At 66.4% G+C, this 26,715-nt stretch carries 21 protein-coding genes; 10 read left to right on the top strand and 11 right to left on the bottom strand.

Annotation, left to right across the window (positions count from 1 at the left end; translation table 11 throughout):
• Nucleotides 1–3: 3 nt before the first annotated feature.
• The 3 genes from FHG09_RS11670 (at nucleotide 4) to manA (ending at nucleotide 6,175) form a co-directional block, all read left to right on the top strand.
• Entirely contained in the window at nucleotides 4–1,524 is a 1,521-nt protein-coding gene (locus FHG09_RS11670) for an LCP family protein (RefSeq protein WP_152347836.1), read from the top strand.
• A gap of 265 nt (nucleotides 1,525–1,789) precedes the next feature.
• Complete coding sequence (locus tag FHG09_RS11675) at nucleotides 1,790–4,570, top strand: NlpC/P60 family protein (RefSeq protein WP_227492725.1); 2,781 nt, start codon at nucleotides 1,790–1,792, stop codon at nucleotides 4,568–4,570.
• 285 nt (nucleotides 4,571–4,855) lie between these two features.
• Nucleotides 4,856–6,175, top strand: coding sequence for a mannose-6-phosphate isomerase, class I (manA, locus tag FHG09_RS11680; protein WP_152347837.1), 1,320 nt, complete (start codon nucleotides 4,856–4,858; stop codon nucleotides 6,173–6,175).
• A gap of 344 nt (nucleotides 6,176–6,519) precedes the next feature.
• On the opposite strand, the gene FHG09_RS11685 is transcribed toward manA, so the two are convergent.
• From FHG09_RS11685 to FHG09_RS11700, 4 genes are read right to left on the bottom strand one after another with little or no spacing between them, the layout of a single operon-like run.
• On the bottom strand, nucleotides 6,520–7,182 hold the full coding sequence (locus FHG09_RS11685) for a 3-oxoacid CoA-transferase subunit B (protein ID WP_152347838.1): 663 nt from the start codon (nucleotides 7,180–7,182) through the stop codon (nucleotides 6,520–6,522).
• A gap of 12 nt (nucleotides 7,183–7,194) precedes the next feature.
• On the bottom strand, nucleotides 7,195–7,965 hold the full coding sequence (locus tag FHG09_RS11690; RefSeq protein ID WP_152347839.1) for a CoA transferase subunit A: 771 nt from the start codon (nucleotides 7,963–7,965) through the stop codon (nucleotides 7,195–7,197).
• Entirely contained in the window at nucleotides 7,953–8,645 is a 693-nt protein-coding gene (locus tag FHG09_RS11695) for a hypothetical protein (RefSeq protein WP_152347840.1), read from the bottom strand. Before FHG09_RS11695 ends, FHG09_RS11690 begins: the two co-directional genes overlap by 13 nt.
• Nucleotides 8,646–8,689: 44 nt before the next feature.
• Complete coding sequence (locus tag FHG09_RS11700) at nucleotides 8,690–9,817, bottom strand: coenzyme F420-0:L-glutamate ligase (protein ID WP_152347841.1); 1,128 nt, start codon at nucleotides 9,815–9,817, stop codon at nucleotides 8,690–8,692.
• A gap of 347 nt (nucleotides 9,818–10,164) precedes the next feature.
• On the opposite strand from FHG09_RS11700, the gene FHG09_RS20275 reads away from it, so the two are divergent.
• The 3 genes from FHG09_RS20275 to FHG09_RS11715 are packed head-to-tail and all read left to right on the top strand — an operon-like array spanning nucleotide 10,165 to nucleotide 15,160.
• A complete protein-coding gene (locus FHG09_RS20275) occupies nucleotides 10,165–10,605 on the top strand; it encodes a WhiB family transcriptional regulator (RefSeq protein WP_319803259.1) in 441 nt (146 codons plus the stop codon).
• Nucleotides 10,602–13,706, top strand: a complete 3,105-nt coding sequence (locus FHG09_RS11710; protein ID WP_152347842.1) for a glycosyl transferase — start codon at nucleotides 10,602–10,604, stop codon at nucleotides 13,704–13,706. The genes FHG09_RS20275 and FHG09_RS11710 overlap by 4 nt, the downstream gene beginning before the upstream one ends.
• Entirely contained in the window at nucleotides 13,703–15,160 is a 1,458-nt protein-coding gene (locus FHG09_RS11715; protein ID WP_152347843.1) for a DUF5719 family protein, read from the top strand. Before FHG09_RS11710 ends, FHG09_RS11715 begins: the two co-directional genes overlap by 4 nt.
• Nucleotides 15,161–15,175: 15 nt before the next feature.
• On the opposite strand, the gene FHG09_RS11720 is transcribed toward FHG09_RS11715, so the two are convergent.
• A complete protein-coding gene (locus FHG09_RS11720; protein ID WP_152347844.1) occupies nucleotides 15,176–15,538 on the bottom strand; it encodes a metallopeptidase family protein in 363 nt (120 codons plus the stop codon).
• 88 nt (nucleotides 15,539–15,626) lie between these two features.
• On the opposite strand from FHG09_RS11720, the gene FHG09_RS11725 reads away from it, so the two are divergent.
• The 3 genes from FHG09_RS11725 to ahcY all read left to right on the top strand — a co-directional run bounded on the left by FHG09_RS11725 (nucleotide 15,627) and on the right by ahcY (nucleotide 19,079).
• Nucleotides 15,627–15,983 (top strand): DUF3499 domain-containing protein, encoded by a 357-nt coding sequence (locus FHG09_RS11725; protein ID WP_152348043.1) that lies wholly within the window; start codon nucleotides 15,627–15,629, stop codon nucleotides 15,981–15,983.
• The gene (gene manB, locus FHG09_RS11730) at nucleotides 15,980–17,464 is read left to right on the top strand and encodes a phosphomannomutase/phosphoglucomutase (protein WP_152347845.1); all 1,485 of its coding nucleotides are present in this window, start codon (nucleotides 15,980–15,982) and stop codon (nucleotides 17,462–17,464) included. The genes FHG09_RS11725 and manB overlap by 4 nt, the downstream gene beginning before the upstream one ends.
• Nucleotides 17,465–17,618: 154 nt before the next feature.
• Nucleotides 17,619–19,079, top strand: coding sequence for an adenosylhomocysteinase (gene ahcY, locus FHG09_RS11735; RefSeq protein WP_152347846.1), 1,461 nt, complete (start codon nucleotides 17,619–17,621; stop codon nucleotides 19,077–19,079).
• 71 nt (nucleotides 19,080–19,150) lie between these two features.
• Here the strand turns inward: ahcY and FHG09_RS11740 are convergent, their stop codons facing one another.
• The gene (locus tag FHG09_RS11740; protein WP_227492726.1) at nucleotides 19,151–19,975 is read right to left on the bottom strand and encodes an RDD family protein; all 825 of its coding nucleotides are present in this window, start codon (nucleotides 19,973–19,975) and stop codon (nucleotides 19,151–19,153) included.
• Between the two features lie 115 nt (nucleotides 19,976–20,090).
• Here FHG09_RS11740 and FHG09_RS11745 point away from each other — a divergent pair, with 115 nt between their 5' ends.
• Complete coding sequence (locus tag FHG09_RS11745; protein WP_152347847.1) at nucleotides 20,091–21,089, top strand: stage II sporulation protein M; 999 nt, start codon at nucleotides 20,091–20,093, stop codon at nucleotides 21,087–21,089.
• 12 nt (nucleotides 21,090–21,101) lie between these two features.
• On the opposite strand, the gene FHG09_RS11750 is transcribed toward FHG09_RS11745, so the two are convergent.
• Genes FHG09_RS11750 through FHG09_RS11770 form a run of 5 tightly spaced genes read right to left on the bottom strand, consistent with a single transcriptional unit; the run spans nucleotide 21,102 to nucleotide 26,498 of the window.
• Entirely contained in the window at nucleotides 21,102–22,388 is a 1,287-nt protein-coding gene (locus FHG09_RS11750) for a DUF58 domain-containing protein (protein WP_152347848.1), read from the bottom strand.
• Nucleotides 22,389–23,468: an AAA family ATPase gene (locus FHG09_RS11755; protein ID WP_152347849.1), complete on the bottom strand. Its 1,080-nt coding sequence runs from the start codon at nucleotides 23,466–23,468 to the stop codon at nucleotides 22,389–22,391.
• A complete protein-coding gene (locus tag FHG09_RS11760; RefSeq protein WP_152347850.1) occupies nucleotides 23,465–24,721 on the bottom strand; it encodes a DUF4350 domain-containing protein in 1,257 nt (418 codons plus the stop codon). Before FHG09_RS11760 ends, FHG09_RS11755 begins: the two co-directional genes overlap by 4 nt.
• Nucleotides 24,718–25,452 carry a DUF4129 domain-containing protein gene (locus FHG09_RS11765; protein ID WP_152347851.1) on the bottom strand — a complete coding sequence of 245 codons (735 nt, stop codon included), beginning with the start codon at nucleotides 25,450–25,452 and terminating at the stop codon, nucleotides 24,718–24,720. Before FHG09_RS11765 ends, FHG09_RS11760 begins: the two co-directional genes overlap by 4 nt.
• Nucleotides 25,449–26,498, bottom strand: coding sequence for a hypothetical protein (locus FHG09_RS11770; RefSeq protein WP_152347852.1), 1,050 nt, complete (start codon nucleotides 26,496–26,498; stop codon nucleotides 25,449–25,451). The genes FHG09_RS11765 and FHG09_RS11770 overlap by 4 nt, the downstream gene beginning before the upstream one ends.
• Nucleotides 26,499–26,715: the final 217 nt, after the last annotated feature.

Genomic DNA, 26,715 nt, shown 5'->3' on the forward strand with positions numbered 1-26,715 from the left:
TCAGTGGCCGAAACGAGATTCGTGGATCCGATCCGCCACCCGTCGTATGCTTCGCAGCCGACGCGTGATGTGCGGGCATGGCTCCTGCTGCTCGTCACAGTCATCGTCCCCGGGGGAGTGCAGCTCCTGTTCGGTCATCGCCGCTGGGCGAAGATCTCACTGTCGATCACCGCCATCAGCTGGATTCTGGCCCTGGCTGCCGGAGCGATCGTCCTCATCAGCCGCACATTCCTGTTCACCATCGGTACGAACCCGTTCATCCTCACCTTTCTGACCATCTGGGTGCCCGTCATCGCGATCAACTGGGCGCTGTGCCTGTTCGACACCCTGCGCCGTATCCGGATCGTCACCATCTCCCGAAAGGCCCGCAAACGCTTCGTGGCGGCCTTCTGCGCCCTCCTGCTCATCGTCGTGGGCCCTCTGGCCTGGGGGACGACGATTCTCAACTCCCAGCGCGGTCTGATGAGCGACCTGTTCGCCTCGGGCCAGGCGCTCAAGCCCGTCGACGGCCGATACAACATCCTGCTGCTGGGTTCGGATGCAGGAAAGGGTCGGACGGGAATCCGCCCGGACTCGCTGTCGCTGGTCTCGATCGATGCGAAGACCGGAAAATCGGTCATCATCGGTTTGCCTCGGAATATGGAGAACGTGCCGTTCCCGGACGATTCTCCGCTGCACAAGCACTATCCGCAGGGATACAACTGCGGAGACGAATGCCTGCTCAACGCTGTCTTCCAACAGGGCGAACAGCACAAGGACGAGTTCGAGGACCCGAAGAAGGCCGGGGAGCAGGCGACGATGGACGCCGTGTCTGGTGTCACCGGTCTCGAGGTCCAGTACTACGCGATGATCAACCTCAAGGGGTTCGAGAACCTCATCGATTCCCTCGGCGGGATCACTCTGGTCTCCGGCAAGCGGGTGCCGATCTCGTCGAAGGTCGATCCGAACACGGGCGAGCACGGGCCGGTCAAGGGCTGGATCGAACCGGGCAAGCAGAAGCTCGACGGCTACCATGCGCTGTGGTTCGCCCGGTCCCGAGAGTTCTCCAGCGACTACGAGCGGATGATTCGTCAGCGCTGCGTGCAGACCGCGATGGTCAAACAGCTCGAGCCGGCCACCGTGCTCACCCGCTACCAGTCGATCGCGAAAGCCACCCCGGGGGCCGTGTCGACGGACATCCCGTCGTCTCAGGTCGACTCGTTCGTCGACCTCGCACTCAAGGTGAAGTCCCAGAAGATCGAATCCGTCGACCTCACCCCGCCGCGCATCACTCCGTCGCATCCCGACTTCGATGTGGCACATCAGCTGGTAGCCGATAAGATCGAGGAGTCGTCGAAGTCCTCCGAAGGGGACAAAGGCGCGTTCTCGGTTCCCGGAGGCGACCTGTCAGCCGCTGCCGGAGTCGATGCGGGACTCGATCCGAACTCCGGTTCAGGGCCGCAGCTGCTGGCACAGGGTGCCGGCGAGACCTCGGCTGACAACGGCGACGAAGCCGACGCAAAGGCGATCTGCTACGTGCCCTGAGGCACCGCTGTGGGACCGGTCGTGATCAGGTCAATGACCGAATCGGTCGATACCACGACGATTCCGAGAAATTCTTTTGCTCGGTGTGTCCCTTGCCAATACTGGGAACCACACTCGTGTAATTAGAATATTCTGCTCTGTGGCTAGTCTGACACGCCGAAAATGTGTAACAATTTTGAGATGTTGGGGTTGCCCACCGTTCTGCCAACGGTGCAGGGGACCTCGAGGCCTGAACTTCCCTGTCTTCCTCGAAAAGGCTGTAACGATGAAATATCTATTGCCCACTGTTGCGGGCTGCGCTTCTGTTGCGCTGATCGGCACCTTAGCGGTCACGGCACCGACGGCTTCTGCAGCCACGACGTCGCCTGATGTGTCCAAAGAGGCGCTGAACGTCAGCAAAGAGGGACTCAACGTCCCCGGCGCCCGCGATTCCAGTGATTCCACCGCCACCGCCGCCAACCAGAGCGCCACGAGCAATCTGCCGAATATCTTCAAGTCGCAGACAGCGCTGGCCTCGGCCAAGGTGCCCGATATCGTCAACGCGTCAGCGTCGGCATCTGCGGGTTCGGTCAACAACGTCTCTGCCGGACTGACGTCCGGCTCTGACGAGGCCGTGCCGTCCGAAGGATCGGCTCCGTCAGAGACAGAGCAGGCTCCTGCCGAAGACGCAGACAACGAGGACCCGAAGTCCGACGACGAGAAGTCCGACGATGCGGGGAACGAAGGCGCGAAGGATTCGTCCGAAGAGTCGGAGACTCAGGACGAAGACGACATCTCCGGCTCGGTCCGTCAGAAGACCGAAGACGGAGTGAATATCGCCCTCATCTCCGATGTCCTCGACGTTCCCGAGAACAATCCGAGTCTCGTCGGGTTCACGTTCTCCCAGGCGAAGTCCAATATCCGCATCCAGGTCCGCATCAAGCACGGATCGGACTGGGGCAATTGGGACACGCTGGACGAAGAGCAGCAGGAAGAAGCCCAGAACAAGGGCTCGGAGCCGATGACGGTGTCGAACGCGTCCGCTGTTCAGATGCGCATCCTCGGCGATTCCGCGCCGAGCGAGGCCGAACTCGTGCTGGTCGACCCGAAACGGGACGCCGGTGACGCTCAGGCCGTCGCCGAGAATGCTCCTGTCGAACTCGACGATCAGGTGAGCGGCGACTCCGCCGGGACGGAATCCGCACCGGAGCAGTCGACCGAGGACTCGGCTGACGCCGAAGCGACATCTGCAGAGAATGTGGACGCGGCCGCCGGTGCGACGGTGACCAACCAGAACTACGTGCCCGGGTCGTCCACGGTGGATACCGTGGCGAAGAAGGTGTCGAAGCCGAAGATCGGCTCGCGCAGCTCGTGGGGAGCCAAGGCCTACCGTGGCAGCCCCGACTATGCCAGCGGCATCAAGCAGGCCGTCGTCCACCACACCTCCGGTTCGAACAGCTACTCGGCTGCCGACGTTCCCGGAATCATCCGCGGTATCCAGGCCTACCATCAGCAGGGCCGCGGCTGGAACGACATCGGATACAACGTCGTCGCAGACAAGTACGGTCGCCTCTGGCACGCCCGCGGCGGTGACGTCTCGAAGGCCGTCATCGGTGCCCACGTCGCCGGACACAACACCGGCACCTTCGGCATCTCCGTGCTGGGTACCTACAACAGTGCGGCTCCGCCGAAGAAGACTCGCGATGCCGTCGCCTCGGCGATCGCTTGGAAGTTCTCCCTCAACGGAATCTCGAAGGCGACGAAGTCGAACCTGGTCGGACACCGCGACCTGGGCCAGACCGACTGCCCGGGCGATGCCTTCTACGCGAAGCTGGGCGAAATGCGCTCGACGGTCAACTCGATTCTGAAGACCGGCGAACAGCCCAGCGACAAGAAGGACGACTCCAAGAAGGACGACGACAAGAAGACCGAGAAGCCGAAGGCGAAGACCTCGATCGAGAAGTACGCCGAGAAGAACAAGCTCGGTAAGGCTCTCGGCAAGGAATACGACGTCAAGGGCGTCTCGGGCGCCAAGGCGCAGAAGTTCGAGAAGGGCACCGTCTACTGGTCCAAGAAGACCGGCGCCTACCACCTGTCCGGGGCCATCGCTTCGGCATACAAGGGCGATGCAGTCACCGACTTGGGGCTGCCCACCTCTGCGGAGAAGGGCGGCCTCAAGGGCGGGGGCGCCGCGCAGCGCTTCGAAAAGGGCTCGTTCTACTGGTCGAAGGACACCGGCGCCCACTACACCTCCGGCGTGATCATGAAGTACTGGGGTGACAAGGGGACCGTCAAGGGTCACCTCGGTTACCCCAAGTCGGACGTGGTCTATAAGAAGGGCCGCGGTGAGCAGCTCTTCCAGGGAGCACGTCTCGTCTGGGCCGAAGGCTACGGAACCACCGAGTTCTCCGCCAAGGGTTCGATCGCCGGCGGAGTCAGCGACGACAATGCTCCGGGCGGCACGACACCACCTGGAGACAAGTCCACCGATGACAAGTCGCCTGCAGACTCCGGGGAAGGTTCTGCAGACGACAAGGACTCGAAGGACGACAAGTCCAAGGATGACTCCAAGAAGGATGATAAGTCCAAGGATGACTCCAAGAAGGACGACAAGTCCAAGGACGACTCCAAGAAGGACGACAAGTCCAAGGACGATTCCAAAAAGGACGACTCCAAGAAGAAGGACAAGCCGACCAAGGCCGAGAAGATTGCGGCCCAGCGTGCGTCCATCATCAAGGATGCGAAGGCCAACCTCGGCGTCAAGTACGTCTGGGGCGGCACCTCGCCGAAGTCCGGTTGGGACTGCTCGGGCTATACCCAGTACGTCTACGGCAAGAACGGCATCAAACTGCCGCGCACAACCAGTCAGCAGCGTTACGCCGGCAAGGAGATCTCCCTCAAGGACGCCAAGGCCGGCGACATGATCTGGATCCCCGGTCATATCGGAATCATCTCCGAGACCAAGGGTCAGATGTACGATGCAGGCTCGACCCGGACGAACACCACGAAGCGCAGCTACAGCTGGATGCTCGACCGTGGAGCCAAGGTCATCCGCGTAGTCGGCTGACAGCCGGCATCGAGGACAGGGCGTACAGAGAGACAGCGCCCCGAGGACGATCCCACTGCGGATCGTCCTCGGGGCACTGTCGGGTTTTCCGGACGATTCTGTGAGCGGTGCTTACCGAGCAGAATGCATCCGCCCAGGTGACAAGCGGTGAACAGATGATGACTTCGCCTGAACAGTCAGTGAAGTGCCAGCTCCGCGAGTGACGGTGGGATTAGGCTGGACGGAGCACAGCCGGAACTCACCGGATGTGAATCCGACTCGATCCTGTCTAAAAGGGGGCCCGCAGTGCATCGTCTGCACAACACGGTCAAAAACTTCGAATGGGGCAGCACAGACGCGATTCCCGCGATCCTCGGCACTGTTCCGGACGGCACCCCCTGCGCGGAACTCTGGCTCGGAGCCCACCCGGTCAGCCCCTCTCGCCTCGACGTCGGCCACGCGCGGACCCAGGCTCCGCTGGAACGGCAGAACCGCCTCGGCGAGCAGGAGTCGACGGGCGGCGTGGCGACCGAGACGGAGCGTCGGCTCGGACCCAACCTCATCGAATACCTGGCAGGGGACCCGGAGGGCCTGCTCGGTCACGACTCCCTCGATTCCTTCGGCGCTCGACTGCCGTTCCTGCTCAAGGTGCTCTCTGCCCGCAAAGCCCTGTCGATCCAGGTGCACCCGAATCGGGAACAGGCGCGCGTCGGCTTCGCCGCCGAGGAGGAGGCGGGACCAGCCCTCGACGCACCCGATCGCAATTTCAAGGACGCCTCGGCGAAACCCGAGCTCATCTACGCGCTCACGGACTTCCACGCGCTCACGGGCTTCCGCCCTCGTAAGGCCGTGCGGGCGACGTTCGAACGGATGCTCTCCCAGCCTCTGACGCCGCCGTCGTTGGACGTCCTCGGGGCGATCCTCGCTGCCCTGAAGTCCTTCAGCGAGTCCAAGGCGCTCTCGCGCGCCGTCGAAATCATCCTCAGCGACCCGCGGACGCCCGGGCTCGTCGACGAGGTGGCCGTCCACGGAATCGACGAACTGCCCATCGGGCACGTCAGCCGAGCCGGCAGCGCAGTCGACCCGGCGCAGACGTTCTGCGAACTCGTCACCGACTACCCCCACGATCCGGGTGCATTGGTCGGACTCATGCTCAACCGCGTCCACCTGCAGCCAGGTGAGGCACTGACCATGGACGCCGGAGTGCTGCACGCCTACCTCTTCGGCACCGGCATCGAGATCATGGCCTCGAGCGACAACGTCGTGCGCGGCGGACTGACCTCGAAACACGTCGACATCGAGCAGCTGTCGAAGATCACGGACTTCCACGCGGGTGCGCCGCGAATGGTCGAGCCGGACCGCGCCGGAATGCTGCACGGCCCCACCGAGGACTTCGCACTGCAGGCGCTGCGGTGCCCGCGTCTGACGACAGTGGAGCGGCGGGGCGCGGCGATCGCGCTGTGCACCGCGGGAACTGTCACGCTCAGCTCGCTCGGTTCGACGCTCACCCTCGAGCGTGGTCACAGCGCGTTCATCGCGGCAAACGAACCCACGGTGACGGCAGACGGCCACGGCGATCTGTTCGTGGCGACCACCGGACTGAGCTCCGGGGCAGCCGGCCGCTGAGCACGCGTTGTCCGCCAGCACCGGCGGCTGAGTTCGTCTGCTGACTCACCCCTGCGAACCGGAGTGCAGGGCCCCTGAACAGAAATTGTCTGGTCGATCCGCGGCGATTTTCTTCGAGAGGGAATCACCGCGGATCGACCAGTCAATTGTGTTTCCGCCGGTTGGAGGCGCTGTTCAAGGGCGGGCAGAGAGAGACGCAGCCCCGAACATGAAAAAGTGGTCACGTTCGGATACTGATTTTGGGATTCTGTATCCGAACGTGACCACTTCTCGATCCGGGCTACTCCTCCCGCCGATCGTCCGGGACGCGAGCGGAGCCGCGTCCCGGACGATCGGCGGGTGCGTCAGGCGGCGACCTCGATGGTGGGCACTTCGGACGGGACGATCACCTCGGCGCCGGTCTTCTCCCTGACCTCGTCGACGGTGACGCCCGGGGCGAGTTCGACGAGGGTGAAGGAATCACCCGAGACGTCGAGGACCGCGATATCGGTGATGATGCGTTCGACGACGCCCTTTCCGGTCAGCGGCAGATCACAGGACCCCAGCAGCTTGTGCGAACCGTCCTTGGCCACATGGTCCATGATGACGATGACGCGCTGGGCGCCGTGGACGAGGTCCATCGCACCGCCCATGCCCTTGACCATCTTGCCCGGGATCATCCAGTTCGCGATGTCGCCGTTCGTGGCCACCTGCATGGCGCCGAGGATCGCGGCGTTGATCTTGCCGCCGCGGATCATGCCGAAGCTCGCCGCCGAGTCGAAGTAGGCGGCGCCCGGATTCATCGTCACGATCTCCTTGCCCGCGTTGATGAGGTCGGGATCGATCTCCTCCTCGGTCGGATAGGGGCCGACTCCGAGCAGGCCGTTCTCGGACTGGAGGACGAGGTGGACGCCCTCGGGCAGGAAGTTCGGAACCAGCGTCGGCATGCCGATGCCGAGGTTGACGTAGCTGCCGTCTTCGAGTTCCTGGGCGGCACGAGCCGCCATCTGATTGCGTGTCAATGACATTTCTGTGTCTCCTCAGGCTTCTCGGACGGTGCGCTTCTCGATGGGTTTGTCGGCCACCTGCTCTGGAGTCAGAGGCACCACTCGGTGGACGAAGACTCCGGGCACGTGGACGTCGTCGGGATCGATCTCTCCGGGTTCGACGAGCTTCTCGACCTCAGCGATGGTGATTCGAGCCGACTGCGCGGCCGGGGGATTGAAATTCCGTGCCGAGGAGTGGAAGACGAGATTGCCGTGGCGGTCGCCGACGGCGGCGCGCACGAGTGCGTAGTCAGGGGCCAGCGACTTCTCGAGGACGTATTCCTCCTCTTCGCCGAAGGTGTCGAAGACCTTCGTCTCCTTGGCCGGAGATTCCTTGACGACGTTGCCTTCCGTGTCGTACTTCCACGGCATGCCGCCCTCGGCGACCTGCGTGCCTGCGCCTGTGATGGTGTAGAAGCCCGGGATCCCGGCGCCTCCGGCGCGCAGCTTCTCCGCCAGGGTGCCCTGCGGGGTGAGTTCGACCTCGAGTTCGCCGGAGAGGTACTGGCGGGCGAATTCCTTGTTCTCGCCGACATAGGAGGCGATGATGCGGCGGAGGCGTCCGTCGGCGAGCAGGATGCCCAGTCCGCGGCCGTCGACTCCGGCGTTGTTCGAGATCACCTCGAGGTCTTTGGCTCCCTGGTCCTGGAGCGCACGAATGAGGAATTCAGGCACGCCCACGACACCGAAGCCGCCCACGGCGATCGATGATCCATCTGCAATGTCGGCCACCGCTGCTGCGGGGGTATCAACTACTTTGTCCATGTGCCCAGTGTGCCATGGACCACGCCCAGTCCGTCGGCCAGGTCCGTGATGCGAGCATCGTCGACTCTGCTGGTGAGCAGGACCTCGCCACCGCCGAGGAGGTGCTGCAGAAAGCGCGGCCACTCGGCCGGCAGCGGGGTCGAGTTCGAGGCGATCAGTCCTTGCGGGCGGACCCGGTCGGTCGCCTGGGAGCGCCTCCAATCGATGACCTGTCCATCGATTTCGAGGATTCCCGAAGCATCGAGGCGACGCGCAGCGACATCGGGGTAGGCGCGGATGGCGGAGTTGACGTCGATGAAGTCGGAATCGACCGGGGTGCTCAGTGCCAGGGCCGGGGGATTGAAGACGAAGACCTCGTCGGCATCGGCCGCCGAGTCATCGTCCTCATGACCGAAGGGAACGATGGCCACGAAGTCCTCTTCAGGCGGTTCGGCCGCGATGACGACGCGGCCGCCGGCCAGCAGAACGCTGAGAATCGCGACGACTTCGCGCCAGTGCAGCCCCTGCGGCAGCGGAGCAAAGAGAGTGAAGTCCGGGCCGAGGTCGTAGTCGCCGAAGAGACCGACTCCCTTATTCACCCAATTCGAGACGACGGGGCCGGTGAGATCGAGGCGATCGAAATCGGGCCCGCGCCAGATCAGGACGGGTCCACCGGTGTGAGCGATGACTGAGAGATCCATATCCGCTTCCATGGTTGTTCGTCGGGTGGTGCCGGTCGAGTGGGTCAGGGCACGATGAGGCCGATGTCGATCGTCACTCCGCGCGGGAAGGCCCCGAGCTCGCCATCGACCCAGTGATAGCGCGTGGAGGCGCTGAGATCCTCGGCGAAGAGTGCCGTGTGGAGACGTTCGACGAGAGACCCGAGTCCGACCATCGCCTCGAGCAGCGGGGGACCGCCGGACTGAGCGGTGGCCGGTGAGTCCGAGGGACTCAGCGTGATCCGTGACCCGGAGCCTTCGATGCGCATCCGCCACGCGGTATGGCCGGGAGTCCGCGACTGTCCGGCGCGGACGACGCGGATCGCCCGCGAGACGCGTTCGAGGATGTCGTCGCTGTTGTCGCCGGCAGGGGCGCTGCCGGGCGGGTCGGTGACGCCCAGCCCGCGCTGAATGGCCTCGACATGGCCGTGGCGGAACCAGTCTTCGCCGAGTTCGCGGGAGAGTGCTCGGGCACCTTCGCGGCCGTTGTCGAGGTACCCGCCGGCCCCGCGGACCAATGCCATCGGCAGTCCGCGGGAGGAGCCCTTGACCAGGTCGGCGGCCGCCGCGATCTCGTCGGCGATCGCGCGGACGGTCACGGTCTGGACGCGTCCGTCGTCGTCGGGACGGCCTCGCTGGTCGTCGAGGCCGGAAAATCCGGACAGGCCGAGGGCGATATCGCCGACCCCGACCCGCCACGGGCGTGAACTCGTATCCGAGATGACCAGGCCGATGCGCACTTCGAAGGCCTGCTCCACCCGTCGGCGCAGGCCGTCGGCGGACCGGTCGCTGTCGCGCGGGTGGAGGATGACGGCACCGCCGGAGTTCGACTGATCGAGACCGGCCGCGGCCTGTACGGTGCCTGCCGGGGTGCGCACGATCTGAACGGTGGTGCCGGAACGATAGGAGCGTTCGGCGACCAAGTGGGTGCCGGTCTCCGCGACGAGTTCCTCGAACTCGGCCCGATCGGCGACCGTGCGCATCCGGCCCTCGGCCTTGGAGACGACCTTTGAGGCGACGACGAGGATATCGCCGTCCTTGAGGTCGATGCGGTTGCGCCGCAGAGCATTGATGAGAATCGCGGAGAGGTCGGAACCCGGCGCGATCTCCTCGTCGACGGGAGGCGCGTAGACGGTGAGCAGGCGATCATTCATGCCGGGTCACCGGTGATTCCACTCTCATTCCTCCATAATCCCATTGGGGGCGCCCACTTTCGAAATTCTTCAGGTTTGCTCAGGCGAATCCCACAGGTTGTGCCCGACGGCAGGGGAATTGCCTATATATGGGTTCTGAGTGCGTGTGCATGTGAACGCATGTTCGAATAGCGTCTCACGAGTCATCTCAGTACTCCATGAGGGCTTGACGGGGCGGTAATGACACACGTGTAATTTATACCTAAGGGGAACGCGCCGAGCATGGATCCTGTGGATTCGACCGTACATCGGACTGATCGGCTCAGTCACGGCAACGGACCTGCTCGAGCGTGAGAAAGGGGAAAACCGTGCAAAGTGCACAGAGAGAATGGCGGGAGAGAGAAGACTTCGCCGCCGCACCGGGAGTCACTTCCCGCCGTGCCGAAGACTGGTTCATCGAACCGGGCGCGCGTACACCCGAGACGCTGCCCGATCCGCTGGCCGTCGACCCGAGTGATCTGACACCGCTGCCGACGGACAACTCAGCCGTCTCGCCGCTGTCGCTGCTCCTGGGCGCCGCAGACGACGGCGAACTGTCCTGGCAGGACCAAGCCCTCTGCGCTCAGACCGACCCCGAGGCGTTCTTCCCCGAGAAGGGCGGATCGACTCGCGAAGCCAAACGTGTCTGTGCCTCCTGCGACGTCCGTTCCGAATGCCTCGAATATGCTCTCGCCAACGATGAGCGCTTCGGCATCTGGGGCGGAATGTCCGAACGCGAACGCCGCCGGCTCAAGAAAAAGGTCGTGTGAGTCCAGCCGTCACCATCGTCGTCGTCTCCGGCGACGATGCCAGCAAGGTCGAGCTCGAAACAGCTCTTCGTCCGCGCTTCCCCGAGATCCCCGTGGTGGATCTCGGGGGACGGACGGTCCGCGATGCCGGCGAGATGCCGGAGATCGCGGAATCGGACTACCTGTGGTTCCTCACCCCTGACTCCCGTCCCGAGCCCGACTGCCTCGATGAGCTGCTCGACGCCATAGGGGAGACCGAATCCATCGCCGCCGTCGGACCGAAGCTCATGTGCTCCGGCCGCATCGTCTCTGCCGGAGTGAGCACGACCTCGGCGGGGGAGCGCTTCAACCCTGTCGGCTCCGGCGAAATCGACCAGGGACAGCGCGACAGCCAGATCGAGACGCTGGGTCTCGATCTGCCCGGCCTGCTCTTGGCCTCCACCGAACTCGAGCGCATCGGAGCACCTTCCCGGGTGCTCGGTCCCGCCTATTCCGGTCTCGAATACTCTCGTCGCCTCCGAGACCTCGGCGCCCGTGTGCTGCTGGCTCCGCGCGCTCGGATGGAGATCTCCTCCGCCTCCGCCGCACGGCTCGGCTCCTCACCCCATCCGCCGACCTCGCAGACACAGATCCGCACCGAACAGCGCTACCGTCTCAGCCTCGCCGGGCAGGGGCTGTTCCCTCTGTTCTCCCTCCTCGCCCTCGGACACCTCGGCCGCATCGTCGGAGAGCTGCTGGCGAACAATCTCCGTCCTGCCGGGTGGCATCTCTCCGCGCTCTTCGGCCTTCCCGCCGATGTGTCGACCACCGCCAGGCTGCGACGCGCCAACGCCCGCCGCAACAAGGCAGCCAAACGATCGAGCACCGCCCACGTCGCCGCGCTCTACGCCGACGACGATGAACTCGCCGTCCAACGCCGGACGATGAGCAGTGAGAGCGAAGACCTGCGACCGGCAGAGGTTCCCACCGGCGGGCCTGACGCCGATGCCGAACTCAACCCGGTCGGCGACACCGAGGAGGCCATCGACTCCTTCTCCCGCCTGGAGATCACCGGCGGTTCGAGCCTGCTCCGCGCACCCCTGACCTATGTCATCCTGGCAGCCGTGGTGATGAGCGGTTTCATCAGCTACCGACTCTTCGGCCCCGGCCACCTCGACGGCGGTGCCCTGGGGTCGACCGATCTCGGTCTCGGCGAGATCTTCGATCGCCTGCTCGGCCGCCACCTCGATGTCTCGACCGGTTCCGCCGTGCCGGCCGACCCCTACCACCTCGTCATCGGCGTCCTCTCCCTCCTCTTCTTCGGCCATGTCGACGTCATGGTCCGCTCCCTGCTGCTGGCGGCACCGATTCTGGGCGCTGTCGCCGCGTATGCGGGCGCCGGCAGCGTACTTGCGCGACGGTGGGTGCGCGGCTTCGCCGCTCTGCTGTGGATCGCGTCTCCGCTGTTCACGGCCGCACTGTCGGAGGGACGCCTCGGTGTGGTCCTCGTCTGGATCTGTGCGCCGCTGGTGGCCCTGACTCTGCGCCGCAGCCTGACCGCCGGATCGATCGCCGCAGCAGCCGGCACGGGCCTGCTGCTGTTCGTCATCACCGCCGGAGTTCCGCTCCTCCTGCCGGTCGCAGTCCTCGGCACCGTGGTGCTGCTGGCAGCCGGCCGCGGTCTGCACCATCTGTGGCTGCTGGCCCCGACCGTGTTCCTGGGATGGCCGTGGCTGTGGGCCGTGGTCCGCGAGCCTGGAGCCCTCCTGACGATGCCCGGACAGACCGTGGCCGCGGAATCGGCTCCGACGTACCTGCTGGCAGTAGGGTTCCCCACGCCGATCGACCTGTCCTGGCTGGCGGAGCTCATCGCAGACCTCGGCCTCGGTCATGTCTCGGCCGGCATCCTCCAGCTCTGGGCTCCGGTCCTGGTGCTGCCGATGCTCATTCTGGCCTTCTTCACCCTCATCGAAGCCAGGCTCGAACTCTCCCGTCTGACCTGGGCGGTCGGTCTCTACCTCAGCGGACTCATCCTCTCCGCGATCCAAGTGCATCTGCCCGCGCAGACGGGGCCGTTCCACCTCATCGGCTCGTATCCGGCAGCGGGGCTGACCCTGGTCAGTCTCGGGTCGATCCTGCTGCTGTCCCTCGGTGCCGATCGCACCGCCGGCCGACGATCCGTGCGCAGAGGCACCGTCGGTGCGAGCACGGCGAAGACTGGGGCCAAGGGGCGCTCCGCCGCCTCCGGCCGGCTGCCCATGCGCGGCCTCGTCGGGCTCGTCACCGTGGCCGCCGTCGGGATCATCGCCATCGGCGGCGGACAGGCCGCGACCTCGGACGATGCGGTCACCGCGACTTCCGAGAGCATCGTCCCCGCCCTGGCCGCCGATCGTGCAGAAGGTGCGACCCAGGCGCGCACTCTGCGTCTGGACAATGTCGACGGAGAGGTCCTGGCAACCCTCATCTCCTCTGCCGACGGCACAGTGCTGGGCACATCGACCGTGACCTCGGCCGAGACCGTCGGAGGGTGGCCGTGGCAGCGCCGCCCCCTGCCGATCACCTCCGACCAGGTGCTCGTGGCCCAGGCCGCGTCCGCACTCTCGGCCGACGACGCCGGTGACCTCGGGAGCATCCTCGGCGAACTCGGTGTCGATTTCGTCCTCGTCGGCCAGAACGCCGGGAGCCTGACGAACTCCGTGTCCGTTTCGGAAGGGCTGCTGCCCGTCGGACCCACCTCGTCGGGACAGCTGTGGCGGGTCGACAAGCCCTACAGCGGCCGCTTCCTCATCCGCGATGCCGAAGGGCAGGTGTCCACAGCGGCGATGAAGGGCACCACTGCGAAGGTGCCTGCCGGCCAGGAGGGCCGGACCCTGACCATCGCCGATGCTGCGGACGGAATCACCGCGAGCATCGACGGTGAGCCGCTGCCGCAGCCGAAACCCGGTGAGGAGGCGTGGGCGAGCGAATTCGACCTGCCCGCCGCAGGCGGAACGGTCGAGATCTCACTGAACTCACCGCTCTATCCGGTCGGAGTCATCGTCGGATGGGTGTTCGGACTGCTCAGCCTCATCGTGGCCATTCCCTTCGGTCGAGCAGGGAACGCGAAGACGACCGAGTCCGGCCGTGAGGAGGCGAAAGCATGAAGCATCAGCGCAGCATCGTCACGTTCGCGGCCATCGCCGTGCCCGGAGTGCTCGTGGCCATGACCTCGTTCCTCACCCCGTTGACCCCCGGCACACTGGATCGCAGTCCCGAACAGGTGCGCATGCCCACCGCCGACACCCGCGTCGTCTGCCCCGGGCCCCTGCTCACAGCAGGAGAAGCCGAGGGCACAGACGCAGAGTTCGTCGACGATTCGAAGGTCTCGACCCGCGCCGTCTCCGCCTCCGCGCCGATCGGCGCGGCAGACGGATCGACCTCATCGGCCCGCCTGCAGGTCGCCGACCTCGGCGGCTCGGTCGACTTCGACAACCCCGCCGGTCAGGGCTTCGTCTCCGGAGACGACAGCATCGACTCGACGAAACTCGTCACTGGTTTCGCCCGTCCCGGCGCACCGGCCCTGACGACCGGCCTCGAAACCGTCGAAGGCAGCTCCGGTGACCTCACAGGACTCGCCACGCTCACCTGTGCCCAGGCCTCGAGCAGCTTCCGGATCGTCGCAGGATCCGGTGACACCGGCTCGAACTCGCAACTGCTGCTGAGCAACCCGGGAGACGTTCCCGTCCAAGCGAAGGTCGACCTCATGACTCCCGGTGGCGAATCTGCCGAGCCGACCGAACTGAGCATCAAGGCCGGTCAACAGCGTGCCGTCCCATTGGGCGGCCTGGCCGGAGGCGCCGAAGCCCTGGCCGTCGACGTCACTGTCGACGGCGGAGTCCTGGCCGGCTCCATTCAGGAGACCGTCCTCGACGGGCTCAGACCGCAGGGCATCGACCTCGCCGCCGGCGGCGCCGGAGCCGACCGCCAGCAGGTGCTCACCGGACTCAGCGGCAAGGATGTGCGAGTGCGGGTCGCGAACCCGGGCAGCGATCTCGCCGAGGTCTCGCTGAAGGCCTATGGTCCCGACGGCGAGATCGACATTCCCCGCTCCTCGATGACCGTGGTCGGCCGCGGCGTCGCCGAAGCCGAACTCGGCGATCTCGATGCCACGAGCCTCGTCGTCGAATCGCCGCGACGCATCCAGGCGGGTGCCTTCATCGGCAAGGACGGCGAGAAGGGAGCCGCCGACTTCGGCAGCATCCCGTCCACCGATTCCCTCGCCGAGACTCAGCTCATGGCGCTGCCGCGCACCGGTGAGTCCTCCCTGCAACTCTCACCCGGCCAGGGGCACGTGCAGGTGCAGGGAATGCTCGATGACGGTTCGCTGACCGATCCGCAATCGATCGATCTCAACCCGACGGGTACGACCGTGTTCAACCCGAGCGACGTCTCCGACGACTCGGTGCGCGCGCTGGTCCTCAAGGGGCCCCAGGCTTCGGGTTCGCAGGCCGACGGGGTGCATGCGACTCTGGTCGTGACCACTGAGGACGGAATCTCCACTGTCGTCCCGGCACCTGCCCCGGCGGGTGTGGCCTACCGGGATATCCGCCTCGGCTGACTCCCGCGGCCCATCTCAGGTGCGGCGGAGGATATCGACCTGGTCGGCAACCACCTCGGCGATGAGCGCATCCCGGGCTTCGCTGCCGGCGTGGTCTTCGATGACCCGCCGGTAGAGGACGATATGGGTCGGACGGTTCCCGGCCGCCGGGAAGACGCGACCGAAGCTCGGTTCGGTCGAGCTCGCCGGTGGGACGGAATCGACGGCCAGCACCACCTCGGCGAGGAGATCGGGTTCGCGTCCGCGGACCCGGGCGAACTCGGCGGCTGCGACCTTGGCGAAACTCTCCGGCCGACTCAGCCGCGCAGGCACCTCGGCCCGGTGCATCGGTGACCGCAGACCCCGCCCATGTCGGTCGCGATGTCGCCTTGGTCTCATAGCACTTCATTCTACGTGTGGGGCCGCCGTGCCTGAGCGAATCGGCGGGTCGTGGCGTGTAGAGTGTGGGACTGTGTCAGCCGTGAGAATGTGTTCAAAGGTCAGCTGTTCGCGCCCTGCCGCCGCCACTATGACGTACGTGCACGCTGATGCGACCGTCGTCATCGGACCTCTGGGCAGGCGGGCCGAGCCGGGCGCTCATGACCTGTGCGCCGAACATGCGGCGAAGCTGACCCCACCCGTGGATTGGCAGCTCATCCGGATCGACTCCGGGCAGGCCCCGCCCGAACGCAGCCACGATGACCTGCTGGCCATCGCCGACGCCGTCCGGGAAGCCGCCGACCGTGCCGATAGAACCCCGCCGCGTCGAGAACCCGGACCGGCCGACGACCCGGCTGCCTCGGGGCGCCGACACGGTCATCTGCGCATCATCGGCGACTCATGAGCCACCCCGAACCGAGCTCGGCCGGGTCCGATCCCGCACCGCAGATTCTCCCGGGCTCCGAGTCGGGCCGGGCTCGAACGACTGCCCTGGACGCCGCCGTCGGAGCCTATGACATCCGCGGGCGCATCCCCGATCAGCTCGACGAGGACATCCTGTTCGCCCTCGGCTGGGCGACGGCACGCGCGATGGCTGAGATCCATGCCATCACCGAGGTGGTCATCGGCCACGATATGCGACCGAGCTCTCCCGGGTTCGCCCATTCCTTCGCCGCCGGGGTCGATGCCGCCGGATCGAGGGCCGTCCTGCTGGGGCTGTGCTCGACCGATCAGCTCTACTTCGCCTCCGGCATCTTCGACCTGCCCGGCGCCATGATCACCGCCAGCCACAACCCGGCCGACTACAACGGGATCAAGATCTGCGGACCCCGCGCGGCCGGCGTCAGCCTCGCCTCCGGCCTCGCCCGGGTCAAGGAGCTCGCGGTCACTGCACCACAGGGCGACGGTCGGACCGTCGAAGAGGACGAGGCGGCCGCGTCCCGGATGCGGGAGCAGTATGCGGCACGGGTCCGCGAACTCACCCACGTCGATGAGGTCACGGGACTGACGATCGTACTCGACGCCGGCAACGGCATGGCCGGGCGCCTCCTCGGGGAGGTCTTCGGCACGGACGCGGGAGCCGCCTCGGTGCCCTTCGACGTCATCGGACTCTTCACCGAACTCGACGGCACCTTCCCCAACCACGAGGCGAATCCGCTGAAACCCGAGAACCTCGTCGACGCCGCACGCGCGGTCGTCGACACCGGCGCCGACCTCGGGCTCGTCTTCGACGGCGATGCCGATCGCTGCTTCTTCATCGACGAGACGGGAGCGACGATGTCGGCCTCTGCCGTCGGTGCACTCGTCGCCGAGCGGGAGATCGCGCGGGCCCGGGCGCTCGGCGACGACCGCCCCACCGTCATCCACAATCTCATCACCTCCCGCAGCGTGGCCGAGACGATCACCGCCGCCGGCGGACATGCACTGCGGTCGAAGGTCGGACATTCGGGCATCAAGACTCTCATGCGTGACACCGGAGCCGTCTTCGCCTGCGAGCACTCCGCGCACTTCTATTTCGATCAGTTCTACGGCGCCGACTCGGGGATGCTCGCCGCCTGCCACCTCATCGCCGCCCTCGCCGAATCACGGGCCCCGGCCTCCCGGCTGGTCGCAGACTATGATCGGTTCGTGCAGTCCGGGGAGATCAACTTCACCGTCTCCGATCCCGATGCCGTGCTCGCCGACTTCGCCGCCCATGCGGGAGATTTCCCGGACAGCACTGTCGATGACCTCGACGGAATCGGCCTGCAGGGGGCGGACTGGTGGGTCAACCTGCGCAAGTCCAACACGGAACCTCTCATCCGACTCAACGTCGAAGCCGCCGATTCGGCGCAGATGGACGCGCTCACCCGCCAGGTCACGGACTTCGTCACCGCTCGCGCCTGAGGCCGGTTCTCTGCGGCACGCGTGCGGGACGCGCGCGCGGGGACGCACGCATGCCGCAGCAGATGTGCTGTCCGCGGATCGGGCACGACGCGACAAGCCGCCTGCCCGGCAATAGACTCGAAGTCGATCCGACAGCCCGCCGTATGGAGGTACCGTGCTCGATTCCACCGACTTCAAGGTCGCCGATCTCAGCCTGGCCGAGGCCGGCCGACACCAGATCCGCCTCGCCGAAAGAGAGATGCCCGGCCTCATGGCGCTGCGTGAGGAATATGCCTCGACCGCACCGCTGGCCGGGGCTCGGATCGCCGGCAGCCTGCACATGACCGTGCAGACCGCAGTGCTCATCGAAACCCTCGTCGCGCTCGGCGCAGAAGTCCGGTGGGCGAGCTGCAATATCTTCTCCACTCAGGACGAAGCCGCAGCAGCCGTCGTCGTCGGCTCCGGCACCCCTGAGTCCCCGTCCGGTGTCCCGGTCTTCGCGTGGAAAGGCGAGACCCTCGACGAGTACTGGTGGGCAGCGGACAAGATCTTCGACTTCGAGGACGGGCCGAACCTCATCCTCGACGACGGCGGCGACGCCACCATGTACGTGCTCAAGGGCACCGAATTCGAAGCCGCCGGGGGAGTGCCCACCGCCGGAGCCGAGGACTCGGAGGAATACACGGTCCTGCTCAAGCAGATCGCCGCGTCCATGGAGGCCGCTCCCGGCCGGTTCGCTCGCCTGACTGCGGGTCTCAAGGGTGTGAGCGAGGAGACGACCACCGGAGTCAACCGCCTCTACCGTCTCGCCGAGCAGAGTGCACTGCCGTTCCCGGCCATCAACGTCAACGACTCGGTGACGAAGTCGAAGTTCGACAACCGCTACGGCATCCGCCATTCGCTGCCCGACGGCCTCAACCGCGCCACCGACGTCCTCATCGGAGGAAAGATCGCCGTCGTCATCGGCTACGGTGATGTCGGCAAGGGGGCGGCCGAGGCCCTCCGCGGGCAGGGTGCACGCGTCATCGTCACCGAGATCGACCCGATCTGTGCGCTGCAGGCGACGATGGACGGCTACCAGGTCGACCTCCTCGCCGAGGCGGCGCCCCAGGCCGACATCATCATCACCACGACCGGGAACACCCGGGTCCTCGACGTCGACGTGCTGCAGACTCTCAAGCCCGGCGCCATCGTCGGCAACGTCGGCCACTTCGATGAGGAGATCGATCTGGCCGGTCTGTCCCGGCTGCCCGGGGTGGAGAAGATCGAGATCAAACCGCAGGTCCACGAGTGGAGCGTGCCCGTGCCCGCCGAGGCGGGACTCGGCCGCGATCGCACGGACTTCCTCGTCCTCTCCGAGGGGCGCCTGCTCAACCTCGGAAACGCCACCGGTCATCCGTCGTTCGTGATGAGTGCGTCGTTCAGCAACCAGGTGCTCGCGCAGATCGAGCTGTGGCACGCCCACGACGACTACGGCAATTCGGTGCACCGGCTGGCGAAGGAGCTCGACGAGAAGGTGGCGCGCCTCCACCTGCCCGCGCTCGGGGCGAAGCTGTCCGAGCTGAGCAAGGAACAGGCCGAGTACATCGGAGTGGACGTCGCGGGACCGTTCAAACCCGACCACTATCGCTACTGATCGGGCTGGCGGCGGAGCGGGCCGAACCCTTCTGCAGGGAGGCCCGCTCCATCGGCTGTCGGGCCGACTCATCAGCGGCGGGTGAGGCTGAGACCGTAGGGGAGCGTGTCGACCCCGGACCGGAACGCATGCGCACGGTCCGCACGCCGGCGCTGCTTCTCGACCTCCGCGATGCGCTGCCGATGGATGACCGCGGACAGGAACTGTTCGGGGAACGTCCCCTCCGGCGGGGCCGGCGCCACATAGGGGTTGAGTTCGGTGGCGAGCTCGATCGCTCGCTGCCAGCGCGACTCCGCGCCGAGCTGCGGTGCCATGGCGAGGAACGCGGCGATGCGCCGATGCAGACCGTCGGGGATCGTGGTCACGTCGGTGCGGTTCAGCCAGTCGTGCAGATGCGGGGCCACATGTGTGTGCATGGGCGGCAGCGGTCGGCTGCGTTCGCTTACGGCAATGGTTCCGGCCAGGTAGTCGCCGAGGCGTTTGGCCTGCGGCGAGAGCAGCCCGGACAGGGCCGCGATGCCGCCGCCGCTGGAGACGATCTCGAACGGCCACAGCAGGGCTCGGATGAAGGAATGCCGCAGCCGCACCGCACCGCCGTCGTCGCGGACCACACGCAGCCCGAGGATGAGCTTGCCCAGCGAACGACCGCGGCTGAGCACTTCGACGAGCATCGGCAGCAGCACGAACACGAAGATGGTCATGACGGTCATGAGCGAGCCGAGGAGCAGTCCGTTGAGGTCGAACACCTTGAGCATCAGCCAGAACATGGCGATGAGAAGCCCGATGTTCACCAGCGAATAGACGATGTAGTCGATCAGGCAGCTCAGTGCGCGAGCCGCCAGAGCGGCCGGCTGGACATTGAGTTCGACGGCTTCGCCGGTGATCAGAGTACTCACCCGACCATCGTGTCATATCCGAGAGCGCCGAGGTGGGCGTTTCGCCGAGAGCATGCCCGTGTGATCTCTCGCCGCGTCGGAGGTGCCGGTCGGTGGTCTCCGATAGGGTGGAGGGATGGATCCGAACCTGCTGGCCCAGCTGCACGGCGATGACTGGCTGGAGCTGTCGGCGTTGGCGAAGAGGAACACGCTGACACCCGAGCAGACGACCCGTTTTCTCGAGCTCTACCGTGCCGCGTCGAAGGATCTGTCACAGATCACGACCGTGGCTCCCGATTCGCTCGAAGCCGCGCGACTCTCGGCGATCGTCCATCGCTCCCACAACCATCTCTCGTCCGTGCCCAGCGGGGGACTGTCGGGACTCGCACGGTTCTTCGTCATCAGCCTGCCGCTGTCTCTGTACCGGCTGCGGTGGGACTTCGTCATCGTGGCCGCCGGGTTCCTCGCCGTGGCTGTCCTGTCGGGGATCTGGGCGGGAACGCATCCGGAAGTGCTCGAGACCTTCGGCAGCACCGAGTACAGACGACAGTTCGCCGAACACGACTTCGTCGACTACTACAAGGAGAACCCGAACGGATTCTTCGCTGTCGGCGTGTGGACGAACAACGCGTGGATCGCCGTCCAGTTCGTCCTCCTCGGCATCACCGGCGGCTACGTCATCGTCGGATTGTTCTCGAACGCGGTCAACGTCGGCTTCTCCGGGGCGATGATGTTCGAGTTCGACCGGGCCTCCGACTTCTTCCTCTACATCCTGCCGCACGGCATCCCGGAGATCAGCTGCATCATCCTCGCCGCAGCCGCGGGTCTGCGGCTGTTCTTCGCGTGGGTGGTGCCGGGGCCGCGGCTGCGGCGTGACCGACTCGCCGGTGAGGCCCGGTCGCTGCTCGTCGTCGCCGGCGGTCTTGTGCTTCTGCTGCTCGGTTCGGGCCTCATCGAGGGCTTCGTGACTCCGAACCCGATTCCGCCGGCGATCAAGATCTCAATCGGAGTGGCGTATACCGCCGCGGTCGTCGTCTACGCGTGGTATTTCGGCAGTCGCGCGGCCGCGGCCGGACTCAGTGCCGATCTGGACGAGCACCAGGCCGGCTATTCGGTCATCTCCACCGACCGCTGACCGGCGCCCCGGTCACAGTCCGCCGGTGACCTTGAGCCGGATGTAGAGATCGGCCAACGCTCCGGGAAGCTTCTCCGGCAGTGCATGGACGGAGGAGACGCCGAGCCCGCGCAGCCGAGTCTGCAGCGACGCCGTGGCCAGCATCTCCGCTTCAGCGGCCGCCGCCGTATAGACGTCCTCGACGTCGCCGCGTTCGGCAGCCAGGGCCTCGAGCGTGGGATCTTCGACTCCCGCGACGACGACCCGGTGATGACTCGTGAGTGTGGGCAGCACCGGCAGGATGTCCTCGGCGAAGGTCGCTTCGTCGAGCTGCGTGACCAGCACGACGAGCGCCTGCTGCCTGGACGTCTGCAGAACGGCGGCGGCGATCGATTCCCAGTTCGCCTCATAGAGCTCCGGGTGCACAGGCGTCAGCGCGACCGACAGGTCATGGACCGGATCGTGGGCCCGATGGCTCGATGCGACTGCGCGGACCCGGGCATCGGCGACGATGACATCGACCCGGTCGCCGGCACCTGCGGCCAGAGCCGTCAGCAGCAGCGAGGCCTCGAGTGCGGCATCGAAGACCGTGCCCTCACCACAGCGGCGGGCCGCGAAACGGGAAGAGTCGACGACGATGACGACTCGACGGTCCTTCTCCGGCCGCCAGGTCTTGACCACGAGGTTCTGAGCGCGGGCACTTGCCCGCCAATCGATGGACCGGACATCGTCACCGTCGACATAGTCGCGCAGCGAATCGAATTCGGTGCCCATTCCGCGGATCATCACCGCAGACCGTCCCTCGAGCTCACGCAGCTTCTGCGTCTTCGACGGCAGTTCGCGCCGTGACACGAACGGAGGCAGCACGCGCACCGAGGCGGGAACGTCGATGCTCTTCTGGCGGTGGATCAGCCCGAGCACGCTGCGGCTGCGCACCGTGACCAGATCGCCGGGCAGCGCCCCTCGCCGCGTCGGCTCCAGCTCGGTGCGCACCTGTGTGTGCTCACCTGGTCCCAGCACGTGGCGAGAACGGGTCTCGACCGCCCCGGCGCTCGGGGCCCAGGCGTCGCGGACATGGAGCCGCAGTCGGCGATCCGTCCCGTTGATCAGAGTCAGCGTGCTGTGGGTGCCATCGCCGAGGCGGACCATCGGACCGGGTGTGCGCTGGACCTCCAGTCCGTGGATCCGGGGCACGAGAAAGAAGTCGAAGACCGCGACCGCGATGATCACGCCGGCCACGATCAGTGCCGTCGGCCACGTGGGCACCAGCATGACGGGCACGAGGCCGAGGAGGGTGAGCAGGAGCAGCCGGGTGGTCATTCAGCGAGGCACTTCGGTCGTGGCGATGATCGAATCGAGGACCTGACCGACGTCCAAGCCGTCCATCTGCGCCTCGGGACGCAGGATGACCCGGTGCGACAGCGACATATGGGCCAGGGCCTTGACATCGTCGGGGGTGACATAGTGTCGGCCGCTGAGCCACGCATGAGCACGGGCGGCACCGAGCATCCTCGTCGCTCCGCGGGGGGAGACGCCCAGGGCCAGGGACGGAGTCTGGCGGGTGGCTCGGGCGAGGTCGACGATATAGGTGATGATCTGCGGGGCGATGTAGATCTTCGCGATCGCCTCACGTGCCCGGCCGATGAGTTCGGCGTCCGCGACCGGACGCAGACCTGCCGATGACAGGGCTCCGGCATCGAAGCCGCGGGCATGGCGGTCGAGGATCTCGAATTCGTGATCCCGCTCAGGCAGGTCGAGGACGAGTTTGAAGAGGAACCGGTCGAGCTGGGCCTCCGGCAGCGGATAGGTGCCTTCGTATTCGACGGGGTTCTGTGTGGCCGCCACGAGGAACGGTTCGGGCAGCTTTCGGGACCGTCCGCCGACGGACACCTGATGCTCTTCCATCGCCTCGAGCAGAGCCGACTGGGTCTTCGGCGGGGTGCGGTTGATCTCATCGGCGATGAGGATGTTCGTGAACACCGGGCCGGGACGGAACGAGAAGTCCGATGCGGAAGCGTCGTAGACCAACGACCCGGTGACATCGCTGGGCATCAGATCGGGAGTGAACTGCACACGCGAGCTCTCGAGACTGACCGCGGCCGCGAAGCTGCGCACGAGCAGGGTCTTCGCCACTCCGGGGACTCCCTCGAGGAGCACATGGCCTCGGCACAGCAGCGCGATGAGCATTCCGGTCACCGCCTGGTCCTGGCCGACGACGGCCTTGGCGATCTCGGTGCGCACACCGGTGAACGCCTCACGCACCGGATCCGGCTCGGCCGCCGGGGTCTGCAGAGTCTCGGCGGCCGGTTCCTGCGGCGCAGGCGATGCCTGAGGCGCTGCCGATGCCTGCGGCGCGGCCGGTTCCTGAGGATTCGTGGGGTCATGGGGCGGCTGGGTCATGGGATCTCACTTTCGATCTGGGTGAGCTGATGGACGAGTTCGGTGAGTTCGGCGTCTGTGCGTGCCGAAGCGGAGACGAAGACATGGTGGAGGTGGCCCGAGTCGACTCCCGTGGTGGTCGCGATGCGGGCGATGATGTCCGGGGTGCGGGCATCGGGTCTGAGGCTCAGCCGTTTGGCGATGCGCAGCAGTGCACTCGTCCGCAGAGTGTGCAGGGCCCCGTCCCGGTCGTGGCTGCGGGAGCTCAGAGCGGCTCGGCCGTGCACGGTCTCCACCGCCGGCACGATGACGGGCAGACGCTCGAGAGCCAATGGGCCGAACCGGCGCCCGATGACGAGCAGGAGGACGAGCACGCAGGGGATCAGCCACAGGACGCCGGCGAGGAACCAGCCGGGCACGAAATCGATGGGCGACGACGGCTGCTGCTGCCCGGAATCGTCGAAGGTCGGGTGGTAGACGACGAGGTTCTGCGTCTCCGACAGCTGTGAGAGCACGAGGGAGGCGTTGCCCTCTTCGTCGATGTGCTCATTGGTCACCCAGTCGCGATTGCCGAGCACGGTCAGCGGGACGGAACCTCGCGAATCGGTGAGCAGCTGTCCGCGTGCGGACCCGGGCGCCACCTCGGCGCCGTCGATCTCATCGACCCCGGGCCCGGCGAACGGGTAGCAGGCGGTGATTCCGTTCGTGGCCTTCCTCGTCTCCGCGTATTCGACATCGCCGGTGGTCACGGCGCCGGCGCTGCGGGCGATCGATGAGTCGCATGCCGGCAGGGACGTGGCATCCGGGTCGGCCAGCGGGCTGAGATTGTCGTTGACGGTGATCCGGTCGGTGAACTCCGAGACCGTCGCACCCGGATCGACGAGGACGAGCCGGTTGCCGTGGGTGCGCAGAGCGTACTGGAGGCCGGCGATGTCCCCGTGCGACAGCGCCGCAGTGTTCGTGGGAATGAGCAGAGTGGTGCCGGGTCGGGCAGCGGCCGTGCGGGCCTGCTCCTGATCCTCGGTGGTGGTGACGTCGACATCGTGGTCGCGCAGGGTCTCGACGAGGGCCTTCGTGCCGGTGCGTGCCGTCGAATCATAGTGCAGCGGTTCCTCGGACTCATCGTCACCGGTCAGCAGCACGAGCGCGATCACGGTGATGAGGATGACGAAGGCCGCGACGATCCAGACCGAGGCCGAACGCAGACGGGCCCGCAGCGGGATCCGCGCACTCGAACGAGTGCCGCGGGCGGCGACATCCAACTGTGCGCTCATACCGGTGCCCCCTGGTGATGGCGGACCGGCAGTGCGCTCAGGGACCGGTCCAGCGCGCACAGATCCGCATAGACGTCGTCGAGGCCGCGACCGGCACGCGTCGTCCGCGCGGGTTCCTCCCCGTAGCGGAGGTCGTTGAACACCTCGGCCACACCGTGGACGGCGGGTCCGTGCTCGGGCAGGGCCGCCTCGGCGGATCGGGCGATCTCACTGGCCGTGGCCGAGGATTCGAGCGAGACGATCTGCTTGACCGACAGGACGGCGAAGATCGCACGGGACTCGTCGATGACCGCGGTCGCGAAGTCCCCGACGCGGGCGGCCCTGGCCGCGCTCTCGCGCCACGGACCCGGTTCCGGCAGGGACACTACCGGGTCGAAGGCCGACAGCGGCACTCCGGCGCGGCGGAATCCGGCCCGGCGCACACGCCAGACGATGAGGGCGATGATCGCGGCGAGACCGAGGACGACGACGATGAGCAGCCACGGGGAATTCGCGCCCAGGGCGGCGCCGACCAGCGAATCCCACAGGGAGGACAGCCACCGGCCGATCTGCTCCAAGGGGGTGAGGTCGTTGGCGGCGTATTCGGACTTCGACAGTTCGTGTTCGACCCATTCGCGACCGGTGTCCCGGTCGATGCTCGCCGAGGCGGCGCTGAGTTGGGCGCCGCCCGGCTGGGAGGACACGACGGTGCGGAGGTGAGCGGCCGCCTCGGTGACGGGGGAGAGGATCATCGGTCCTCCTCAGCGCGGATGAGGACGAGGTCGAGACCCTCGGAGCGCATCTGCTGATCGAAGAAGCAGACCGTCACCAGGCAGGCGAAATAGGCGAAGAGGACGGCTGAGGAGATCAGTGTGAGTCCGAGCAGCAGGCCGACGGAGACGAGCGCGATGGCAGCCTGCGCGGTCGTCGAGTCGGTGGTCGTCGACATGCCGATGCCCAGGGCGAGCGAGATGACGAAGACGAGTGGGGTGATGATGAGCTGAACGAGCTGATTGGACAGGAAGTACCCGAGCGCCAGTTGGCCGAGCATCCGCCAGAACCCGCGACCGGTCAGCCTCCAGGAGCGGCGGATCCCGGCGCGCACGCTCAGATCCTCCACCGCGATCGCCGAACCGAGGAAGGCCAGGCGCAGGTTGATCCAGACGAGTGCGATGAACCACAGTAGCGCAGCCAATGCCGCCCAGACGAAGGCGAGGATCACCGAATCGGCGCCTGAGAAGAGCAGCGTCGGAGCGGTGAGGGCCAGCAGCAGGCCGAGATTGATTCCGGACATCAGCAGTGTGGCCAGAACGAGGCGCCAGCGGCGACCGGGCAGGGACTTCCAAGCCATCGACAGGGTGGTTCTGCGGGCCCCGAAGGAGGCGCGGGTGCCGGTGGCGATGAGTCCGGAGAGCAGATGGGCCAACCCCAGGCTGAGCAGGCTCAGCGCCACCGATCCCAATTGGGCCAGGGCGATGAAGCCCGAAGCGGCATCGTCATTGCCGCTGAGGTCGTTGAAGAACGGCAGAAACTGGACGGCGATGAGGGCGCCGATCGCGGTGAGCAGCAGGCTCCAGAGGGCGAAGACGATGAGGGAGGAGCCGACGGACAGGCTCGGGATGAAGCGCAGCAGGCGGAAGCCGGAATCCAGTGCCTCGATGAACGTCAGCGGACGTTTGGGCAGGAGCCCGCGCGGTGGCGGCGGCTGCCAGCCGCGTGAGGGAGGGGACGGTGAACGTCGCTGCCACCGGCCGGTGTGCCAGTCGACCTCCGAGGTCCATGCATTCGTCTGTCCCATCACGCCAATCCTGCCATGATTCGTCTGCACGTGCCGAGAGGTCTCCCTGTTTCATACCGGCCGCGTCGGCCCCGTCGAACCGAGGAATCGGGAGTCGGACGGGAGCCCGGGCCGGCTCTCGTCGGGGCTCTGTCGGCGGTGGGGCCGAGGCGACGATCATCGCTGTCATCGGGCTCGGTGCACGAGGCGGACGACTCCGCCCGATAGGGTAGGAGTG

It is taken from the genome of Brevibacterium sp. CFH 10365 (assembly GCF_009299785.1).
Lineage (GTDB): Bacteria > Actinomycetota > Actinomycetes > Actinomycetales > Brevibacteriaceae > Brevibacterium > Brevibacterium limosum.

What these genes read in the sequence shown, in the direction of transcription:
- FHG09_RS11750 (WP_152347848.1), bottom strand. Translation starts at nt 22,388, where the DNA reads ATGACCACCCGGCTGCTCCTGCTCACCCTCCTCGGCCTCGTGCCCGTC.
- FHG09_RS11685 (WP_152347838.1), bottom strand. Translation starts at nt 7,182, where the DNA reads ATGTCATTGACACGCAATCAGATGGCGGCTCGTGCCGCCCAGGAACTC.
- FHG09_RS11675 (WP_227492725.1), top strand. Translation starts at nt 1,790, where the DNA reads ATGAAATATCTATTGCCCACTGTTGCGGGCTGCGCTTCTGTTGCGCTG.
- FHG09_RS11720 (WP_152347844.1), bottom strand. Translation starts at nt 15,538, where the DNA reads ATGAGACCAAGGCGACATCGCGACCGACATGGGCGGGGTCTGCGGTCA.
- FHG09_RS11725 (WP_152348043.1), top strand. Translation starts at nt 15,627, where the DNA reads ATGTGTTCAAAGGTCAGCTGTTCGCGCCCTGCCGCCGCCACTATGACG.
- FHG09_RS11765 (WP_152347851.1), bottom strand. Translation starts at nt 25,452, where the DNA reads ATGATCCTCTCCCCCGTCACCGAGGCGGCCGCTCACCTCCGCACCGTC.
- manB (WP_152347845.1), top strand. Translation starts at nt 15,980, where the DNA reads ATGAGCCACCCCGAACCGAGCTCGGCCGGGTCCGATCCCGCACCGCAG.
- FHG09_RS11760 (WP_152347850.1), bottom strand. Translation starts at nt 24,721, where the DNA reads ATGAGCGCACAGTTGGATGTCGCCGCCCGCGGCACTCGTTCGAGTGCG.
- FHG09_RS11690 (WP_152347839.1), bottom strand. Translation starts at nt 7,965, where the DNA reads ATGGACAAAGTAGTTGATACCCCCGCAGCAGCGGTGGCCGACATTGCA.
- FHG09_RS11770 (WP_152347852.1), bottom strand. Translation starts at nt 26,498, where the DNA reads ATGGGACAGACGAATGCATGGACCTCGGAGGTCGACTGGCACACCGGC.
- FHG09_RS11700 (WP_152347841.1), bottom strand. Translation starts at nt 9,817, where the DNA reads ATGAATGATCGCCTGCTCACCGTCTACGCGCCTCCCGTCGACGAGGAG.
- FHG09_RS11695 (WP_152347840.1), bottom strand. Translation starts at nt 8,645, where the DNA reads ATGGATCTCTCAGTCATCGCTCACACCGGTGGACCCGTCCTGATCTGG.
- FHG09_RS11715 (WP_152347843.1), top strand. Translation starts at nt 13,703, where the DNA reads ATGAAGCATCAGCGCAGCATCGTCACGTTCGCGGCCATCGCCGTGCCC.
- FHG09_RS11745 (WP_152347847.1), top strand. Translation starts at nt 20,091, where the DNA reads ATGGATCCGAACCTGCTGGCCCAGCTGCACGGCGATGACTGGCTGGAG.
- FHG09_RS11755 (WP_152347849.1), bottom strand. Translation starts at nt 23,468, where the DNA reads ATGACCCAGCCGCCCCATGACCCCACGAATCCTCAGGAACCGGCCGCG.